Origin of the sequence: Curtobacterium sp. P97 (assembly GCF_023712445.1) — a bacterium.
Lineage (GTDB): Bacteria > Actinomycetota > Actinomycetes > Actinomycetales > Microbacteriaceae > Curtobacterium.
Map to the genome: position 1 here is coordinate 1 of NZ_JAMAYF010000103.1, position 460 is coordinate 460.

The following is a 460-nucleotide window of genomic DNA, read 5'->3' on the forward strand; positions in this document are numbered from 1 at the left end:
GGCGGCCACCCCGTCGGCGTAGCCGCTGGCGTAGTCCCAGCTGACGTAGTCGTCGGGGTCGGGGTCGAAGGGCGGCTCGTGCCGGCCGGTCTGGCCCTCGTCGAGCAGCTGCCGGAGGTTGGCCTGCATGAGCGCCCAGTCGACGTGGTGCTCCTCGTCGCAGTCGGGGCAGTCGACGACGATGCCCTTGACGCCGGTGGGCTCCAGCAGCGTGCGGAACACCTCGAGCTCGGCGAGGTCGTCGAGCACGCCGGCCCGCTCCTCGACCGACAGCGGGGGCGGCGGCGGGGAGTCGTCGTCCCCGGTCGCGCCGAAGGCGTCGTCCCAGGAGCTCACCCGGCCAGGCTAGCCGTCCCTGGGGTGTGACGGGGGCGGCAGCCTACGATCGTCGGGGTCCCCGTGCGCCGTCCCGGCGCCGGTCCTCGGTGATCCCCGCCGAGAGGTGGCGGCACCCGTGCAG

The 460-nt window shown here is 74.8% G+C and carries 1 protein-coding gene; it reads right to left on the reverse strand.

Going from position 1 to position 460, the window contains the following annotated elements; all coding sequences use genetic code 11:
• On the reverse strand, nt 1–336 hold a 336-nt coding region (locus M3677_RS17165), incomplete at its 3' end, for a DUF5319 family protein (protein ID WP_251161159.1).
• Between the last annotated feature and the right edge of the window lie 124 nt (nt 337–460).